Origin of the sequence: Streptomyces glomeratus, from assembly GCF_021462825.1 — a bacterium.
GTDB classification, from domain to species: Bacteria; Actinomycetota; Actinomycetes; order Streptomycetales; family Streptomycetaceae; genus Streptomyces; species Streptomyces glomeratus.
Window position 1 is genome coordinate 22,353 of sequence record NZ_JAKEEB010000046.1, and the last position, 15,644, is coordinate 37,996.

8 protein-coding genes are annotated in these 15,644 nt (G+C 72.6%); 2 read left to right on the forward strand and 6 right to left on the reverse strand.

The features are described 5' to 3' along the window. Window positions 1-52: 52 nt before the first annotated feature. The 3 genes from LZ604_RS32205 to LZ604_RS32215 form a co-directional block, all read right to left on the reverse strand. Complete coding sequence (locus LZ604_RS32205; protein ID WP_234519537.1) at window positions 53-1,441, reverse strand: hypothetical protein; 1,389 nt, start codon at window positions 1,439-1,441, stop codon at window positions 53-55. Window positions 1,442-1,621: 180 nt separating this feature from the next. Next, the gene (locus LZ604_RS32210; protein WP_234519538.1) at window positions 1,622-2,947 is read right to left on the reverse strand and encodes a GAF domain-containing protein; all 1,326 of its coding nucleotides are present in this window, start codon (window positions 2,945-2,947) and stop codon (window positions 1,622-1,624) included. A 414-nt stretch (window positions 2,948-3,361) separates the two neighbouring features. Beyond that, a complete protein-coding gene (locus tag LZ604_RS32215) occupies window positions 3,362-4,996 on the reverse strand; it encodes an acyl-CoA dehydrogenase family protein (RefSeq protein ID WP_234519539.1) in 1,635 nt (544 codons plus the stop codon). 122 nt (window positions 4,997-5,118) lie between these two features. Between LZ604_RS32215 and LZ604_RS32220 the strand changes: the two genes are divergently transcribed. Together LZ604_RS32220 and LZ604_RS32225 are read left to right on the forward strand one after the other, a co-directional pair. Then, window positions 5,119-6,273: a YihY/virulence factor BrkB family protein gene (locus LZ604_RS32220; protein ID WP_234519540.1), complete on the forward strand. Its 1,155-nt coding sequence runs from the start codon at window positions 5,119-5,121 to the stop codon at window positions 6,271-6,273. Between the two features lie 225 nt (window positions 6,274-6,498). Then, window positions 6,499-8,118, forward strand: coding sequence for a carboxylesterase/lipase family protein (locus LZ604_RS32225; protein WP_234519541.1), 1,620 nt, complete (start codon window positions 6,499-6,501; stop codon window positions 8,116-8,118). 51 nt (window positions 8,119-8,169) lie between these two features. Here the strand turns inward: LZ604_RS32225 and mmuM are convergent, their stop codons facing one another. From mmuM to LZ604_RS32240, 3 genes are all read right to left on the reverse strand, one after another. Continuing rightward, the gene (mmuM, locus tag LZ604_RS32230) at window positions 8,170-9,123 is read right to left on the reverse strand and encodes a homocysteine S-methyltransferase (RefSeq protein ID WP_234519542.1); all 954 of its coding nucleotides are present in this window, start codon (window positions 9,121-9,123) and stop codon (window positions 8,170-8,172) included. Between the two features lie 96 nt (window positions 9,124-9,219). Beyond that, complete coding sequence (locus tag LZ604_RS32235) at window positions 9,220-11,694, reverse strand: SpoIIE family protein phosphatase (protein ID WP_234519543.1); 2,475 nt, start codon at window positions 11,692-11,694, stop codon at window positions 9,220-9,222. Window positions 11,695-11,790: 96 nt separating this feature from the next. Beyond that, a partial coding sequence (locus tag LZ604_RS32240; RefSeq protein WP_234519544.1) for a HAMP domain-containing hybrid sensor histidine kinase/response regulator occupies window positions 11,791-15,644 on the reverse strand: 3,854 nt, incomplete at its 5' end.

Genomic DNA, 15,644 nt, shown 5'->3' on the forward strand with positions numbered 1-15,644 from the left:
CGGACCCGCTGCGCCCTGGCGGACCCGCCCTGCCTCGGTGGGACCGCGTCCGCTACTCCAGCGCGTCGTCCACGGAGTCCAGCGGTACGGCGTACAGCACCCGCCCGTCGGCGGAGTCCGCCGCCGAGTCGTCGTCCCCGCCGACCGCACCTTCCGTCAACGTCCACAGTTCGCCCGTCTGCTGCCAGTACGACAGGGAGGTGGTGTGCCGGCCCCAGCACGCGTGGGTCTCGTCGGCTGCGCAGGTGGCCGCCTTCGCCCCCGACGTGGTCTGACGCCACAGCGTTCCGTGCCGGCCGCCGACGGTGGGCGCGCGGTCGACGTACCAGTCGGTCTCGGCCGCGCCGGCGTGCCTGTGCGACAGCACGCCCTGCACCCCGGTCGCGTCGGTCCGGTAGGTCTCGGTGGTCCGGACGTCGCCGTGCGCGTCCGTGGCCAGCAGTCCCTCGTGGCCGGGGACGGCGCTGTAGGCGTAGCGCCACAGGCGGGCCGGCCGGCTGGTGCCCCCGGGCGGGAACCATTCGCTCGCCACCAGGCTGTCCGGGGTCGAGGTGCGGTCGAGGGAGAGGGCGGAGAAGCAGGGGGCCGCATGGTCGTCGGCCGTCGAACAGGGGCCGCCGGTCAGGCGGTAGGAGCCGATCGCGGGCAGCACGTACTGGTAGCCGTGCGCCGAGTAGCCGCCCTTCACCCGGCCGACGGTGTCACTGTCGACACCCGCCCTGAGGATGCGGTGCAGATCGAAGACGATCAGGGAGTCGCGGGCGGTCACGATCAGCTTGTTCCGGTACCACACCATTCCGGACAGTCGTGTGCGGACGGCGTCGAAGTCGCTGCCGCCGGCGCGCGGGGTGACCAGCAGGACCCAGCGGTAGGCGAGGTGGGCCGGGTCGTTGGCGTCGATGAAGGCGATCCGGGCGAGGCCCCGCTCGCCGGCAGCGGCCCCGGAGTGGCGGCCGTCGTGCGTCCAGCCGGACAGGATGACCCGGTCGGAGACCCAGCGGCCGCCGTCCTCGGCGTCCCCGGAGGTCGTGACGGACCGCGGCAGCCACTGCGTGGTCGCCGCATCGCCGTTGTCCCAGCAGTACGCACGTGTGGCCGCCGGCTTCACCGGCAGTGCGGCCGTCTCGGCGGCGTCGCACGCGGACTGGTCGCGCATCGGGTGGTCGGCGGCCCGGAGGACGTCGTGGACGCTCACGCTGCCGCCCATCGCGCGCGTGAGCGAGTCGAGCGTGCGCCGGTCGGTGAGCTCCTCATGGAGGCGGAGCCCGGCGGACCCGGCCGCGGCGGTGACACGGGTCAGGCCCCCGGGGTTGTCCCCGCCCGCGGCCTGAGAGGTGCTGATCAGCGTGGCGGCGGCGGTGAGCGCCAGCGCGGTACCGGTCAGTGTGGCCCGCAGCGCACGGCCTCTGCGCCTGCGGCGGTGCCTGCCACGGTGCTTCATACAACCTCCCGGCTGGGCCAACTGCTCCTGTCGGTCCGGACGTTGACTGGGGGAGCGGGTGGGGTGGCCTGTGCAGGGGATGCTACGGCAGATAGGTGCGGGACCGGTTGAAGACCCGGGAAAAGGAGGGTTATCCCCACCATGAGGGCTATGCGCGAACTGTCTGAGGGCGGGTGAGGGCTACGGCTGCGCCCCATCGGTCTCCGGAGTCACGGCGGCGTGGCTCTCCGGTGCGCTCCGTGCCCTGACCACCCCCGGCGCCACTGAGTGCGGCAGCAGGTCGTGGCGGTTCCGGGGGAGCAGCACCTCCACCTCCGCCGCATCGCAGAAACGATACGGCCGGTGTTCCAGAAAAGCCCCGAGGTACCGCCTGATACGGGACATCTCCGCGCGAACCGTGACAGTGCGGGCGGGATCGTCGAACAGGTCGGCGGCCAGGGCCGTGGCCGAGCGGCCGGAGCGGTGCAGTGCGAGCAGGCAGAGCAACTCAGCGTGCCGGGCGCTCAGTTCATGGGTCCAGGAACCCGTGTCGCCCGTCACCGTCACCGACCAGCGGCGCGGGTGCGCCACGTCCAGGACCACGCGTGTGACGCGCTCCGGCGCGGGCGCGTCCACCGCGCGGACCAGCCAGCCGCCCGGCAGTGGCTCGACCGTGCAGGGACCCACCGCAGGCAGCAGACAGCGACCGGGGGCGAACGGCACGGGCAGGGCCACCCGGCTCACGTACGGCATCCCGGTCACCGCCGCCGTCCAGCCGTCCTTGTCCACGGCCAGCGCCCGGCCGCCGAGACCCGCCAGCAGCGGTGCCGCCACCGCGCGCAGCCGGTCCAGAGAGGTCAGGTGCAGTTCGCGCAGCCGGGCCTCCGCGAGCTTGGCCACCGCGTCGACCCAGGCGAGCGTCGCCGGATGCATCGTCTCCAGCGGGCCGCTGACGTCCACGACACCGATCAGACGGCCGTCGCGCGGGTCCGTGATCGGGGCGCCGGTGCACGTCCACGAGGTGTGGGAGCGCACGAAGTGCTCGGACGCGAAGACCTGCACGGGACGCCGGGTCACCGCCGGGGTGCCCACGCCGTTCGTGCCGACCACTCCCTCACCCCAGTCCGCACCGGGCTCGAAGCCCAGCCCGTCGGCCCTGCGCAACACCGGGGAGCTGCCCTCGCGCCACAGCACCCGCCCGTCCGCGTCCGCGACCACCATGATGTGCTGGGCGACGTCCGCGAACGACAGCAGGCCCTCACGCAGCACCGGCAGCACATGTCTGAGCGGTGAGTCGCGGCGGCGCCGCTCGATCTCGTCGAGGCTGAGCGGATCGGCCCGGACGTCGTGGTCGGGGTCGACGCCGCCGCGCAGCACACGCCCCCACGACGCCTCGATCACCGGGCGCGGCGGGACGGGGGCCCGCTGCCCCGACAGCGTCGCGCTGCGCACCTCGCCGAGCACGCGCGCCGCCTGCCCGACGTCCACTGCGGCGAGCCGCGTGACGTCTTTCGCCGAGTGCGCCACTGGAACCTCCCCCAAGGACCTGCCGCCGCCGTGAGGCTCGTTCGCCGCCGGGGCCTGATGGACTCCCGCCACCGGTGCGCCCCCACGGCTCGCCGCCGTGCCCGTCGACGGTTTCCGGCCGGATACGGCCGCTCCCGTGTTGACGGTGGTTCTCATACTGCCGTCTGTCCGTGATGGACGTGCGTACTCCGGCCAACTCAGCGCAGCGAGTTTGCAACCCTCTGCAACCCTGGCGGACGCCCGCGGAGTGGTTGAAACTTGTGCAACGCCGCTACGGCGGCGTCCGCGCTCCTCGAGGGGGGCCAGGAGAGCGGGGGTGGTGCCGTGTCGGCGCAGCACCACCCCCGCGTACGTCCCCGGCGCGCACCGGTGACGCGCCCGGCGCGTGAAGCGTCAGGCGTACGGCGTCAGGCGTCAGGCGACCGGCCGCGCCCGCTCCACCACCGCGGCCAGATCCAGGGTGTGCGGCAGCGTGCCGAACGCGGTGCCCCAGTCGCCGCCCAGCCGGGAGGCGCAGAAGGCGTCGGCGACCGCCGGCGGCGCGTACTGGACGAGGAGCGCTCCCTGGAGCACCAGCGCCATCCGCTCCACCAGACGGCGCGCCCGCGCCTCGACGCCCTCCAGGTCCGCGAGTTCGGCGAGCAGGTTCTTGATCGCGCCGTCCAGCCGGTGGTCCGCGCCGCGTGCCCGGCCGACCTCCTGGAGGAAGGCGTTCAGGGCTCCCGGCTCGCGTTGCAGCGCCCGCAGCACATCAAGCGCCTGCACATTGCCGGCGCCCTCCCATATCGAATTCAGCGGCGACTCGCGCAGCAACCGGGGCATACCCGACTCCTCGACATAGCCGTTGCCGCCCAGGCACTCCGAGGCCTCGGCCACCACCGGGGTGCAGCGCTTGGTCACCCAGTACTTGGCGGCCGGCACCGCCAGCCGCAGGAACGCCCGCTCCTGCTCGCTCCCGTCGTCGTACGCCGCCGCCAGCCGCAGCGCCAGCGTCGTCGCCGCCTCCGACTCCAAGGCCAGATCCGCCAGCACGTTGCGCATCAGCGCCTTGTCGACGAGCCTGCCGCCGAACGCCTCCCGGTGGTCGCAGTGGTGGATCGCCTGCGCCACCGCCTGCCGCATCAGCGACGCCGAGCCGAGGGCACAGTCGAGCCTCGTGGCCGCGACCATCTCGATGATGGTCCGCACCCCGCGCCCCTCCTCGCCGACCCGGCGCGCCCACGTGCCGTCGAACTCGACCTCGCCGGAGGCGTTCGACCGGTTGCCGAGCTTGTCCTTGAGACGCTGGATCATGAACACGTTGCGGGTGCCGTCCTCCAGCACGCGCGGGACGAGGAAGCAGGTCAGCCCTCCCGGCGCCTGCGCCAGCACCAGGAACCCGTCCGACATGGGCGCCGAGCAGAACCACTTGTGGCCCTTGAGCTCGTACGTCCCGTCCTCCGCGAGCGGCCGCGCCGCGGTCGTGTTCGCGCGGACGTCGCTGCCGCCCTGCTTCTCCGTCATCCCCATGCCGAAGATCACGCCGGCCTTCTGCGCGGCGGGGCGCAGCTCCCGGTCGTAGACCATGGAGGTCAGCCGGGGCTCCCACTCGGCGGCGAGCGCCGGGTCCGTGCGCAGTGCGGGCACGGCGGCGTGCGTCATCGACAACGGGCAGCCGTTGCCCGCCTCGACCTGCGTCCAGATCACGAACGCCGCCGCGCGCCGCACATGACCGCCCGGCCGCGCCCAGGCCGCGGTCAGCCCGGCGGCGACACCCTTGCCGAGCAGCCGGTGCCAGGCCGGGTGGAACTCGACCTCGTCGATGCGGTTGCCGTACCGGTCGTGGGTCCGCAGCTTCGGTGGGTTCTCGTTGGCCAGGACCCCCCACTCCTGCACCTGGGCGGAGCCGGCGCTGCGGCCGAACCCCGACAGATCGGCCCGGACCTCGTCGAGGAGGGCGGGGTCCAGATGCCGCTCGACGGCCTCCACTAGGGCGCGGTCGGCGGTGAAGACGTCATACCCGACCAGCGGCGGAGCCTGGTTGGTCACGATGTGGGTGGTGGCTGCCATGGGGCGAACTTACCCCTCGGTACGCCATGGGTCACCCGTTGTGCGAAGGTGTGCGACAGCACCTTCCTGGGCGGCCCCACCAGGAGATGAGCGCCGGACCGGGTGGCGGATACCGTTAAGGCGTGCAGTCAGCAGCAAGTGAAACACCCAAGCGGCCGTCCGGAGGCCGTCTCCACCGGGCACGCGCCCTGTACCGGAACGTCTCCAAGCGCAGGACCGCCTGGCTGCTGCTGAAGGACACGGTCAACTCGTGCATGGAGTACCGGATCCTCGGGCTCGCGGCCGAGGCGGCGTTCTTCACGCTGCTGTCGGTGCCGCCGCTGCTGCTCAGCCTCATCGGGCTGCTCGGCTACGTCGACGCCTGGACCGGCGCCGACACCATCCAGAGCCTGGAGCGCAACCTCCTGGAGGCGTCCCGCACGGTCCTGTCCGACAAGGGCGTCACGCAGATCGCCCAGCCGATCCTGCACGACGTGATGAAGGGCGGCCGGCCCGACATCATCTCCATCGGCTTCCTCTTCGCCCTGTGGTCCGGATCCCGGGCGGTGAACGTCTTCATCGACACGATCACGGTGATGTACGGGCTCGACGGCACCCGGGGGATCGTGAAGACCCGTCTGCTGGCGTTCGTCCTGTTCATCGTGGCGCTGCTGATCGGCTCGGTGGCCCTGCCGCTGATGGTCGCAGGGCCGGACGCGGTGGTGAACTTCGTGCCGTGGTCCACGACGGTGGTCCAGGTCCTGTACTGGCCGGTGGTCATCGTCCTGTCGATCGTGTTCCTGACGACCCTGTACCACGTGTCCGTGCCGGTGCGCTCCCCGTGGGTCGAGGACGTGCCCGGCGCCCTGGTCGCCCTCGGGATGTGGGTGCTGGGCAGCTTCCTGCTGCGTATCTACCTGACCCACACGATCGAGGGGCCGACGATCTACGGTTCGCTCGCCGCGCCCGTGGCCGTGCTGCTGTGGATCGGGGTCTCCGCCTTCGCCGTCCTGGTCGGCGCCGCCGTCAACGCGGCCATCGACCGGGTGTGGCCCGCCGCGGCCACGGCCGCCGCCCGGGCGGCGAACGAGCGGCTGCGGCAGGAGCAGGCCGCCGAGTACGTGGCCCGCGCCGCGGCGGCCCGCGCCGCCGACCCGGACGATCCCGACATGCCCTCCGAGTTCCCTGAGCGCTGGTCCCGCTTCCTGCCCCCGGAGGACGTGACGTCCCGCCTGCGCAGCCATGCGCGCAGCGCACCCCAGCAGCCCCCCAAGAAGGACGAACAGACGGGGGACTGACCCACGGCCGTGGAGGTGCGCGGTCATCCGGTGACCGCACCAGCCCGCTGTCCGGGAGTTCACGGTCGAGCGGTACGACTTCCGCTCCCGTCCCCCTGGTTCCGTGCGTTGCCGTGGTGCCCGTCTCCGTGTGGCCGGAAAGGGATGGGATGCCCGGCCGGACGGGGAAGAGATGCAGTGAGGCGGACAGTCCGGTCCGGTCCCCGGGCGGTGAGGAGAGACCGTATGGAGCGTGCGGACGAGGCGAGCACAGAGCCGGCCGACACGGCGGACCCCGTGGTCCGCACCCCCTATGGAGCCGTGCGCGGGCGGTACGAGCACGGGATCGCCGTCTTCCGCGGCATCCCCTTCGCCGCTCCGCCCTTCGGCCCGCACCGCTTCCGCCCGCCCGTACCGCCCGAGCCCTGGGACGGGGTGCGGGACGCGGGCGCGTTCGGGCCGACGCCCCCGAAACCGCCGTACTCGGAGGCATTCGCCCGCTATCTGTCCGACCCGGTGGTCCCCGGGGACGACTGCCTCAACCTCAACGTCTGGACGCCGGCACCCGACCCGGAGGCCCGGCTGCCGGTCATGGTGTGGATCCACGGCGGTGCCCTGACCCGCGGCTCCTCCGCCGTGCCCGTCTACGACGGCAGCGCCTTCGCCCGCGACGGGATCGTCCTCGTCTCCTTCAACTACCGCCTCGGCGTGGAGGGGTACGGCCTGTTCCCCGACGCCCCGGCCAACCCGGGGCTGCGTGACCAGCTCGCCGCCCTGGAGTGGGTGCACGGCGCCGTCGCCGGGTTCGGCGGCGACCCCGACCGGGTGACCGTCTTCGGCGAGTCCGCGGGCGCCATCAGCATCGGTGCGCTGCTGGCGAGTCCCCGCGCCCGGGGACTGTTCCACCGGGCCGTGCTGCAGAGCGGGCCGCCGGAGTCGACGGAACGGGACAAGGTGCGGCGCCTGGTGCGGCGCATGGCGACCCGGCTGAGGGTACCGGCCACCGCGGCCGCGTTCGCCGGGGTGGACCGGACACTGCTGGCCGAGACCCAGGCGGAGGTGGGCCGCCGGGCCGGCCCGATTCTCGGCGGCCCCGCCTTCGGGATCGTCGTCGACGGCGACCTGGTGCCCCGTGACCCGCTTCAGGCGCTGCTGGACGGCGCCGCCCGGGACGTACCTCTGCTCCTCGGCTGGACCAGTGAGGAGTACCGGCTGTGGATCGTGCCCACCGGGCTGAACGAACACATCGACAAGCTGGGCACGGTGGCGCTGGCCGGGGCGATGGCCCGCTGCCACTGCGGTCCGGAGGTGCCGCGCGGCTACCGGACCGCCCACCCGGGCGCCCCGGTCTCCGAGCTGGTGGGCCAGATGGTCACCGACCGCCTGCTCCGGTATCCGCTGCACCGGCTGGCGGGCTCCCGCACGGGCGGGGACCGCGCCGCCTCGTACGTCTACGAGTTCGCCTGGCGCTCCGGCCTGCCCGGTCTCGGCGCCTGTCACGCCCTGGAGCTGGGCTTCGTGTTCGACAGCGCGGAGGTGCCGGAGTCGGCGAAACTGGCCGGCCCCGATGCGCCTCGCGAGCTCGCCCGCCTGATGCACACGGCGTGGGTGCGTTTCGCACGGGACGGCGACCCGGGCTGGCCCGCCTGGGACGCCACCCACCCGGTGCGCGTCTTCGGCGGCGAAGGGGACCCCGTGGTCTACGGCCTCCGCGACGCGGAGATGGCGCTGTGGGAGGCGGCGCCCACCAGCCCGGAGCCCGTGTTCGCCCCACCAGGCGCCGGAACCGGCTCGCTCCTCAGGGGCGGGACCCCGCTGTCGGCCGTACGACGCCTGCGCCGGCCGGGACCCACCACCGGGCGGTGAGGCCGGGAGGCCGGAGAGCCGGGGAGGATCAGAGGTACTGCACGCCGGAGATCAGGCCGGTGCCGTGCCCCTCGTCCTCCCCGGCTTGCCCAGCGCTCCGGCGATCGATGTGATCATCTCCGGGCCCACCCGGCAGCACCCCCCGATCAGCCGGGCCCCGGCCGCGCGCCAGCCCGTGACCTGCGCGGCGGTGAAGGTGGCGCGGCCGTCCCAGGCGCGGGCCCCGGCGTCCCACCTCTCGCCGCTGTTCGGGTAGGCCACCACCGGCTTGCCGGTCACCCGCGCGGCCGTCTCCACCGCGGTGTCCACGTCCTCGGGCGCGCAGCAGTTCACGCCCACCGCGATCACCTCGTCCACGTCGGCGGCCAGGGCGAAGGCCTCCTGGAGCGGCTGCCCGGCGCGCGTGCGGTCGCCCGAGACGGTGTACGACAGCCAGGCGGGGACGCCGAGTCCGCGCACCGCCCGCAGCAGCGCCGCGGCCTCGTCCGCGTCGGGGACCGTCTCCAGGGCCAGTACGTCGGGCCCGGCCGCGGCCAGCACCTCCAGCCGCGGACGGTGGAACCTCTCCAGCTCGGAGACCGTGAGCCCATAGCGGCCCCGGTACTCGGAGCCGTCCGCCAGCATCGCCCCGTACGGACCGGCCGACGCCGCCACCCACAGCGGCCGTGTGATCCCCTGGGCGCGCGCCCGTGCCGCCGCCTCGCGGGCCAGGTCGACGCTCAGGGCGAGCAGACCGGCCGCGCGGCCGTGGTCGATACCGTGCCGCGCAAAGCCCTGGAAGGTCGCCTGGTAGCTGGACGTGATCGCCACGTCCGCGCCCGCCAGGAAGTACGCGAGGTGCGCCTCGGTGATCGCCTCCGGCCGCTCGGCGAGCAGCCGCGCCGACCACAGCTCGTCGCTCAGGTCGTGCCCGGCCGACCCCAGCTGGTTCGACAGGCCGCCGTCCAGGACCACCGTCCCGGCGGCGAGGGCTTCGGCGAGGGTGGGAGTGGTGTCACCGGCCATGCCATGACGCTAGTCGAAGGACGCGCGGACGCCCGGGGGCGTTCGGTGTGGGCATCCCGCCCGCGCTCGCCGGGGCCGGGGGTTTCCCGAAACCGCCTAGGCGACCCGGATGCCCACGATGCAGGTGTCGTCGTCGGTGTCCGACTTGCTGTAGGTCAGGAGGCGGTCCAGCTGCTGGTCCAGCGTGGGGGGCACGATCCGCGCGGCGGTCAGCAGCTGGGCGAGGGACTCCTCCACGGAGCGGTCACGGCGCTCGATCAGGCCGTCCGTGTACATCAGCAGTGTGTCGTCGACGGCCAGCTGGACCTCGTGCTCCTCGTACACGGCCTCCGGCACGGCGCCCAGCAGCATGCCCTGGACCAGAGGCAGCGCTGAGGCCTCGCCGCCGCGCACCAGGACGGGCGGCAGATGGCCCGCCCGCGCCCAGCGCAGGGTGTGGCGGTGCGGGTCGTACAACCCGCAGACCGCCGTGGCGGTGACCGCGCCGGTCAGATGGTGCGCCACCATGTTGAGCCAGGACAGCAACTGGGCGGGCCCGGCGCCCGTCACGGCCAGGCCCCGCAGCGCGTTGCGCAGCACGACCATGCTCGTGGCCGCCTCGATGCCGTGTCCGGCGACGTCGCCCACGCACAACAGCACCAGCCGGGACGGCAGGACGACCGCGTCGTACCAGTCGCCGCCCACCAGCTGCTCCGTCTCCGCGGGCCGGTAGCGCACCGCCACCTGGAGGCCGTCGGCCTCCAGCGGGGCCTGCGCCGGCGGCATGATGGCGTGCTGCAACTGCAGGGTGAGCCGGTTGCGCTCACTCGCCTGCTGTTCGGTGTGCGCGAGCTGGTCCCGGGTCGCGGCGAGCGCCACCTCCGTCCAGTGGTGCGCGGAGATGTCTTGGTAGGCGCCGCGTACGACGAACAGCCGCCCGTCGGAGTCCAGGACCGGTTCGGCCACCACGCGGATGTGACGGGTCACCCCGTCGGGGCGTTGCAGCCGGAAGGCCGTGGACGCGGGCCGTCGCTGGTGGAGCAGGGTGCGCAGGAACCTGCCGATGGCGACGGCGTCGTCGGGATGTGCGTACGCGGACAACTGCTCCAGGGGCACCGGAGGGCTCGACGCGGGCTTGCCGTGGAGGGCGAAGAGCTGGCCGTTCCAGGTGATCTCGCCGGTGAGCAGGTTCTCCTCGAATCCGCCGATGCGGCCGAGGCGCTGGGCGTGCTGGAGCAGACTCGCAAGACGTGCCGTCTCGTCCTCGATGCGCCAGATGAGCAGCAGGCTGTTGGCGTGCCGGCTGATGCTGATGTCGGCGACCGCCGCCAGCGGGACGTCGCCCACCAGGGCGGTGAGCCTCATACGGTGGGCGCGGAAGGGCTCGCCCGTGGCGTAGACACGCTCTATCCGGTCGAACAGCTCGCTGTCCCCGGCGGCCATCGGGTACGCCTCCAGCAGCAGGGCACCGTTGACGACGCCCCGCGGCCGGCCGGCCGGGTCGAGGAAGCGGCTGTTGGCGTGATGGATACGGAAGTCGACGAGGTTCCCGCCGGCGTCGAGGTGCGGCACCAGCACCAGAGCGGGGTCGTGCAGCCCGTCCGCCAGGTCCATCAGCTCCGCCGCGTCCGGCACGACGCGCGGCTTCGCCGCCCCGTCGGGGTGCAGCCGGGCAGAGGTCTCCAGGGTGTGGGCGCACAGCTCGGCCAGGGCCTCGATCTGACGGACGATCTGCGGCGGCTGCGGCTCCAGCGGGACGGGCCAGGCGATCTCCAGCACCCCGTGGATACGTCCGCCGGCACCGGCGGGCAGGGCCACCCTTCCGCCGTCCGGATGCTGGTGCCGGCCGATGGAGGGCAGACCGGTCTCGGACAGGGAGGGGATCCACTGCCCCGCACGCTCGGCGAGACCGCGACGCGCCACGGTCGCCACACCCGGGGGGACATACCGCCAGCGGCCGGCCTCCGCCGCCGAGAATCCGGCGCAGCCCGCCAGCGTGAGGGAGCCGTCCGGGCCCACGGCCCAGATGGCGACGGCCTCCGCGCCGAGCGGGGTCAGGGCGTGCTCCAGCAGGGAGTCGGCGACCGCCTGGGTGTCGTCGGCGGCCAGCGCGCCGCTCTCGGCGGCCCGCAGCCGTACGGCGGGGGACCCGCCCTGCGGCGAGCCAGGGTCCGCGGCGCCCTCCGCCTGGCCGCCTTGGTTCGTCGCGGCGGCCAGGAAGGCCGCGGTGACCTCCGAGACCCGGTCGCGGGCCGCCTGGTTGATGACCTCGACCGCGAATTCGAGCGGTGTGGTGCCCGCCTGCTCGGTCAGCTCGGCGAGTTGGCGGGCCGCCTGTGCCGGTCCGCAGCCCAGCCGTTCGACCAGGATGCCCTTGGCGAGTTCGACCAGGGCGCGCCCGTCGGCCTCGGCGTGCGCCGCCAGCACCTCGCGCCGCAGCCGTTCGACGGTGGCCGCCAGCCTTCCGACGGGCGAGACGGAGGGCCGCGCCGCGCCACCAGGCTCCGCCGGACCGGTGCCGGCCGGCTCCGGCGGTTCGGCGCCGACCGGATGCGTGGCGGGCGGCTCGGGGGGCTGTCGGGGAGTGCTCACGGTTGGCCTGTTCCTCGGCTGGGACGTCCGGGGACGCCATACGGAGGGCGCCGGTCGGCGCCTGGTCGGCAGATGCGCACGGCGGGTGTCCCCCCCTCAGGCGGGCAGCCAGCGTCGGACACAGGCGATGAGGTCGCCTGTGTCCACAGGCTTGGTGACGTAGTCGTTCGCCCCGGACGCGAGGCTCTTCTCCTGGTCGCCCGGCATCGCCTTCGCGGTGACGGCGATGATGGGCAGGTCGGCGTACTGGGGCATCGTGCGGATCTCGGTCGTGGCGGCGTAACCGTCCATCTCCGGCATCATCACGTCCATCAGCACCACCGCGATCTCGGGGTGGGACAGCAAGGTCTCGATGCCCTTGCGGCCGTTCTCCGCGTGCAGCACGCGGAAGCCTTGCAGCTCCAGGATCCCGCTGAGCGCGAAGAGGTTGCGCGCGTCGTCGTCGACCACCAGCACGGTACGGCCGAGGAACGCGTCGTCCACCGGCTGGGTGGCCGTGTGCTGCGGCTCCTCGATGCGGACCAGGGACAGCACGTCTCCCGGCTCTTCGGCGGACAGATGCAGGGTGATGTGCTCGCGCAGCTCGTCGAGGCTGGACAGGAAGTCCAGTTGCCGGCCCCCCGAGCGGGACCGCAGGGCCTGCTCCTGGGCCAGGTCCACCCGGTGGCCGCTGTGCACGAGCACGGGAACGCTCGCCAGCGCCGAGTCGCCCTGCATCGCGTCCAGGAAACGTGAGGCCTCCTCGTCCGGCATGCCGAGTTCGAGGACGACGCAGTGGCACGGTTCCGCGGCCAGCGCGCTGGCCGCCTCCTGCGCCCCGATCGCGGTGATGATGTCGATCGCCCCGCGCGCGTCGCCGGTGTCGTGGTCCTGCGCGATGTCCGCGACCGCGCTCTCCGCGACCAGGGTCAGCAGACCGCGCGGGCGCTCCTCGACGACCAGCAGCCGGCGTCTGCGCTGTCCGGGCACCACCGGCGCGGCGGAGGAGTCCGGACGCGGGGCCGGCACCACCTCGGAGGGCGCCGTGCGGACGGAATCCTCCGGCGGCCGGGCGCCGCCGTCCATCAGCTCCTCGAAGTCCGGGCGCGCCACGGGCAGATAGAGGGTGAAGGTACTGCCCTGACCGGGCGTGCTGTCGACCGTGACGGCGCCCCCGAGCAGATGGGCGATCTCCCGGGTGATCGACAGGCCGAGTCCGGTGCCGCCGTACTTGCGGCTGGTCGTCCCGTCCGCCTGCTGGAACGCTCCGAAGATCGTCTCGAGTTGCTGATGGGGGATGCCGATGCCGGTGTCCTTCACCCGGAAGGCCACGATGGTCCCGCCGCGGAAGACTCCCCGGGGCACCTCGGAGTCGGCGGCCGGCTCGATACGCAGCTCGACGCTTCCCTGCTCGGTGAACTTGACCGCGTTGGACAGCAGGTTGCGCAGGATCTGACGCAGCCGGGAGTCGTCGGTGAGCAGGTCGGCCGGGGCGCCCGGGGCCGTGGTCACCGTGAACTCCAGGCTCTTCTGCGTGGTCATCGGGCGGAACGTCGCCTCGACGTACTCCAGCAGCTGCCGCAGCGAGACCCGTTCCGGGCTGACGTCCATCTTGCCCGCCTCGACCTTCGACAGGTCGAGGATGTCGTTGATCAGCTGGAGCAGGTCGGAGCCCGCGGAGTGGATGATGCCCGCGTACTCGACCTGCTTCGGGGTGAGGTTGCGCGACGGGTTCTGGGCGAGCAACTGGGCCAGGATGAGTAGGCTGTTCAGCGGGGTGCGCAGTTCATGGCTCATGTTCGCCAGGAACTCCGACTTGTACTTGGAGGCCAGCGCCAGCTCCTGGGCGCGGGTCTCCAGTTCCTGCCGGGCCTGTTCGATCTGGAGGTTCTTGGCCTCGATGTCGCGGTTCTGCGAGGCGAGCAGGGACGCCTTCTCCTCCAGCTCGGCGTTGGAACGCTGGAGTTCCTCCTGCTGCACCTGCAACTCCTCGGAACGGGCCTGGAGTTCGGTGGTCAGCCGCTGGGACTCCTCCAGCAGCTCGTCGGTACGGGCGTTGGCCACGATGGTGTTGAGGTTGACGCCGATGGTCGGCATCAGCTGGCCCAGGAAGTCCTGGTGGATCTGGGTGAAGCGGGTGACGGAGGCCAGCTCGATCACGCCGAGCACCTGCTCCTCGACCACGATGGGCAGCACCACCAGGGCGCTCGGCACGATCCGGCCGAGGCCCGAGGAGATGGTCACGTATCCCGGCGGAAGCTCCTCCACGCCGATGGCGCGGCGGCTGCGCGCGGCCTGGCCGACCAGCGAGCGGCCCACGGGGATACGGGTCGGCCGTTCCTCCTCGTCCGGGAAGCCGTACGAGCCCACGAGCCGCAGCTCGGGCCCGCGTTCGGTGTCCTCCGCCAGGTAGAAGGCGCCGTACTGGGCCGACACCAGGGGCGTCAGCTCGTCCATGATCAGCTCTGCGACGACGGGCAGGTCACGGTGGCCCTGCATCAGGCCGGAGATCCGGGCGAGGTTGGTCTTCAGCCAGTCCTGCTCCTGGTTGGCCCGCGTGGTCTCGCGCAGGGACCCCACCATGGAGTTGATGTTGTCCTTGAGCTCGGCGACCTCGCCGGAGGCCTCCACGGTGATCGAGCGGGTCAGGTCCCCCTCGGCGACCGCGCTCGCGACCTCGGCGATCGCCCGGACCTGCCGGGTGAGGTTCCCGGCCAGTTCGTTGACGTTCTCCGTCAGCCGCTTCCAGGTGCCCTCGACACCTTCCACCTCGGCCTGCCCGCCGAGCCGCCCCTCGCTGCCGACCTCCCGTGCCACCCGGGTGACCTCGGCCGCGAACGACGAGAGCTGGTCGACCATCGTGTTGATGGTGGTCTTGAGCTCGAGGATCTCGCCGCGGGCGTCGACGTCGATCTTCTTCGACAGATCGCCGTTGGCCACCGCGGTCGTCACCAGCGCGATGTTGCGGACCTGGCCGGTGAGGTTGTTGGCCATCGAGTTGACGTTGTCCGTGAGGTCCTTCCAGGTGCCCGCCACGTTGGGCACGTGCGCCTGACCGCCCAGCCGTCCCTCGGTGCCGACCTCGCGGGCGACGCGGGTGACCTCGTCGGCGAACGCGGACAGCGTGTCGACCATGGTGTTGATGACGTCCGCGAGGGCCGCGACCTCCCCCTTGGCCTCGACGGTGATCTTCTGCGACAGGTCGCCGCGTGCCACGGCGGTGGCGACCTGGGCGATCGAGCGGACCTGGCCCGTCAGGTTCGACGCCATCACATTGACGTTGTCCGTCAGGTCCTTCCAGGTCCCCGACGCGCCCCGGACGATGGCCTGTCCGCCGAGGTTGCCCTCGGTGCCGACCTCGCGGGCGACGCGGGTGACCTCGTCGGCGAACGCGGAGAGCTGGTCGACCATCGTGTTGATGGTGTTCTTCAGTTCGAGGATCTCTCCGCGGGCGTCGACGGTGATCTTCTGGGAGAGGTCGCCCTGGGCGACCGCGGTGGCCACCTGGGCCACGTTGCGGACCTGTGCGGTGAGGTTGCCCGCCATGAAGTTGACGGAGTCGGTCAGGTCGCGCCAGGTGCCCCTGACCCCCTTGACGTCCGCCTGTCCGCCCAGCCGTCCCTCGGTGCCGACCTCGCGGGCGACGCGGGTGACCTCGTCGGCGAAGGCGGAGAGCTGGTCGACCATCGTGTTGATGGTGTTCTTCAGTTCGAGGATCTCTCCGCGGGCGTCGACGGTGATCTTCTGGGAGAGGTCGCCCTCGGCGACCGCGGTGGCCACCTGGGCGACGTTGCGGACCTGTGCGGTGAGGTTGCCCGCCATGAAGTTGACGGAGTCGGTCAGGTCGCGCCAGGTGCCCCTGACCCCCTTGACGTCCGCCTGTCCGCCCAGCCGTCCCTCGGTGCCGACCTCGCGGGCGACGCGGGTGACCTCGTCGGCGAAGGCGGAGAGCTGGTCGACCATCGTGTTGA

Coding starts and splice junctions, on each gene's coding strand:
- LZ604_RS32205 (WP_234519537.1), bottom strand. CDS start 1,441: ATGAAGCACCGTGGCAGGCACCGCCGCAGGCGCAGAGGCCGTGCGCTG.
- mmuM (WP_234519542.1), bottom strand. CDS start 9,123: ATGGCCGGTGACACCACTCCCACCCTCGCCGAAGCCCTCGCCGCCGGG.
- LZ604_RS32225 (WP_234519541.1), top strand. CDS start 6,499: ATGGAGCGTGCGGACGAGGCGAGCACAGAGCCGGCCGACACGGCGGAC.
- LZ604_RS32215 (WP_234519539.1), bottom strand. CDS start 4,996: ATGGCAGCCACCACCCACATCGTGACCAACCAGGCTCCGCCGCTGGTC.